The sequence below is a fragment of the Persicitalea sp. genome, assembly GCF_041751555.1.
Lineage (GTDB): Bacteria > Bacteroidota > Bacteroidia > Cytophagales > Spirosomataceae > Persicitalea.
The window spans coordinates 1-2517 of the sequence record NZ_JBGSXF010000622.1; the positions used below are offsets into that span (position 1 = coordinate 1).

At 55.9% G+C, this 2517-nt stretch carries 2 protein-coding genes and 1 tRNA gene; 1 reads left to right on the plus strand and 2 read right to left on the minus strand.

Annotation, left to right across the window (positions count from 1 at the left end; translation table 11 throughout):
• The first annotated feature begins 17 nt into the window (after positions 1-17).
• Positions 18-91: transfer RNA gene (locus ACEW8P_RS22050), tRNA-Pro, on the plus strand.
• A 153-nt stretch (positions 92-244) separates the two neighbouring features.
• On the opposite strand, the gene ACEW8P_RS22055 is transcribed toward ACEW8P_RS22050, so the two are convergent.
• Both ACEW8P_RS22055 and ACEW8P_RS22060 read right to left on the minus strand, forming a co-directional pair.
• Entirely contained in the window at positions 245-1402 is a 1158-nt protein-coding gene (locus ACEW8P_RS22055; protein WP_373515230.1) for an AIR synthase related protein, read from the minus strand.
• 133 nt (positions 1403-1535) lie between these two features.
• The coding region (locus ACEW8P_RS22060; RefSeq protein WP_373515231.1) for a Gfo/Idh/MocA family protein at positions 1536-2517 on the minus strand (982 nt) is incomplete at its 5' end.

The following is a 2517-nucleotide window of genomic DNA, read 5'->3' on the forward strand; positions in this document are numbered from 1 at the left end:
CCTCCCAAACACATCATCGGGATGTGGCGCAGCCCGGTAGCGCACACGCCTGGGGGGCGTGGGGTCGCAGGTTCAAATCCTGTCATCCCGACTAAGAAGGAGATAAGCCATGCTTGTCTCCTTTCTTTTTTGGTTCGGTACCACCCGCGACTGTTGATTTTCAAAATCCTACAAGCCCGATAAAAGTAAAACCCTGTCCATTATGGAACAGGGTTTTCTTATGCGTGATGCTCTTTGAAACTACTCAATACACAAACTCCCCAAACTCCGACCGGATCGTTAAATGCTTCTTTTCGGCAGCTTCTACCCGTCCTACCACTTGGGCCGCAATGCCGAACGATTCTGAAATCTCCATCACCCGCGCGGCCTGCGCTTCGGGTAGGTACACCTCCAGGCGGTGGCCCATGTTGAATACCTGGTACATTTCTTGCCAGCTCGTGTTGCTCTCGCTCTGAATCAATCGGAACAAAGGAGGAACCGGAAAAAGATTATCCTTAATAACGTGCAGGTTGTCGATGAAATGCAGGATTTTGGTCTGGGCACCGCCGCTACAATGCACCATACCGTGAATTTTGGCCCGTAGTTCATCGAGCAGGGCCTTGGCCACGGGGGCGTAAGTGCGGGTAGGCGAAAGAATGAGTTGGCCGACGTTCAGCGGGGTACTTTGCACAGGGTCCAGCAGGTTTTTGCTGCCGCTGTAAATCAAATCATCGTTGACTTCCGGGTCAAAGCTTTCGGGGTACTTTGCGGTCAGGTATTTACTCAGCACATCGTGGCGGGCGGAGGTAAGGCCGTTGCTACCCATGCCGCCATTGTAGGTAGTTTCGTAGGTGGCCTGCCCGAAAGAGGCTAGTCCCACGATCACATCGCCCGCCCGGATGTTGGCGTTGTCCACGACCTCAGCGCGTTCCATGCGGGCGATTACCGTACTGTTGACCGTAATGGTGCGCACCAAATCGCCCACGTCAGCGGTTTCGCCGCCCGTGCTGTAAATCTCTACCCCGAAACCGCGCAGCATTTCCAGTACTTCCTCGGTACCGTTGATAATTTCGGCGATTACCTCGCCGGGGATGCGGTTTTTGTTGCGGTCGATGGTGGATGAAAGCAGCATCGGCCCCGTCGCACCCACGCACAGCAGGTCGTCGGTGTTCATCACCACGGCGTCCTGCGCAATGCCGCGCCACACCGACAGGTCGCCCGTTTCTTTCCAGTAGAGGTAGGCCAGCGAGGTCTTGGTACCCGCGCCGTCGGCGTGCATGATGGTACAGTAGTCCGGGTCGCCGGCCAGCGTGTCGGGGACTATTTTGCAAAAAGCCTTGGGGAAAAGCCCCTTGTCGATGTTGGCGATGGCCTTGTGGACGTCTTCCTTAGAAGCCGAAACGCCCCGTTGTAAGTAGCGCATTTTAATTGTGAATGAGAGAATGAGAGATTGAGTGAATGATAAGTGTGAATGAGAGACGGGGCCACCCCTTAGCTTTGTGAGAGATTTCTGGCGAAAGCAACATTCTCTAATTCACTCAATCTCTCATTCAAAATTAATAAGAAAGTCCAATCTCCTCCCGCACTTTGTCCAGCAGTGTCATGAGGTTACGGCTGTCCTGGTGCGACCAGTCGGGGTTTTCGGTGAGGCCCGCGCGCAGGGCTTGGCCGACGGACTCGATTTCGTAGTTGTAGCCGTGGGCCTCGCGCTCGAACTCGAAGCGCTCGGGTTCGGCATCGGTCAGTTCCAGGGTAAGTGCCTGACTATTGTGCCAACGGCCATGGACGCGGATACAGCCCAACTCGCCATAGACGATGGCTTCGCAGTCGGTGCGGGCCAGGAAGGTGCAATCCAGGAAGGCAAAGGCGTCGGAATCGTAGGTAAGTACCATACCCGTGGAGGCATCCACGCCCGTATCGCTGAATACAGCGGAGGCTTTCGTCGTTTCGGGCATGCCCAGGACAGCGTAGGACCAAAACAGTGGATAAATGCCAATATCCAGCAGCGCACCGCCGCCAAGTTCTTTATTGAAAAGTCGCTTGCGGGGATCTTGGATCGCCTTGAAACCGAAGTCGGCCCGGACACCAAGTACCTTGCCTATGGCCCCTTTCCTGATCAGTTCCAGCGTTCTCAGCGTGGTGGGCATAAATCGGCTCCACAGGGCTTCCATCAGGAAAAGCTTTTTGCTTTTTGCCTTTCCGATCATTTCCTCGACCTCGCCCAGGTTCATGCCGAAAGGTTTTTCGCACAACACGGCCAGGCCCGCTTCGAGACAAAGCAGCGTGTGGGCATGGTGGCCCACGTGTGGCGAAGCGATATAGACCACGTCCAGTTCGGGGCAGCCGGCCAGTTCGGCGTAGCTGCCGTACGCGTAGGGCGCGTCGTATTCTTCGGCAAATTCTTTGGCACGGTCCAGGTCACGCGAGGCGACGGCCATGAGTGTAGCGCCCTCGACGCGGGCGAGGTCCTGGGCGAATTTGTGGGCGATGTGGCCCGGAGCGAGTATGCCCCAACGGATGAGTTTCAATTGTGAATGA

What these genes read in the sequence shown, in the direction of transcription:
- ACEW8P_RS22055 (WP_373515230.1), bottom strand. Translation starts at nt 1,402, where the DNA reads ATGCGCTACTTACAACGGGGCGTTTCGGCTTCTAAGGAAGACGTCCAC.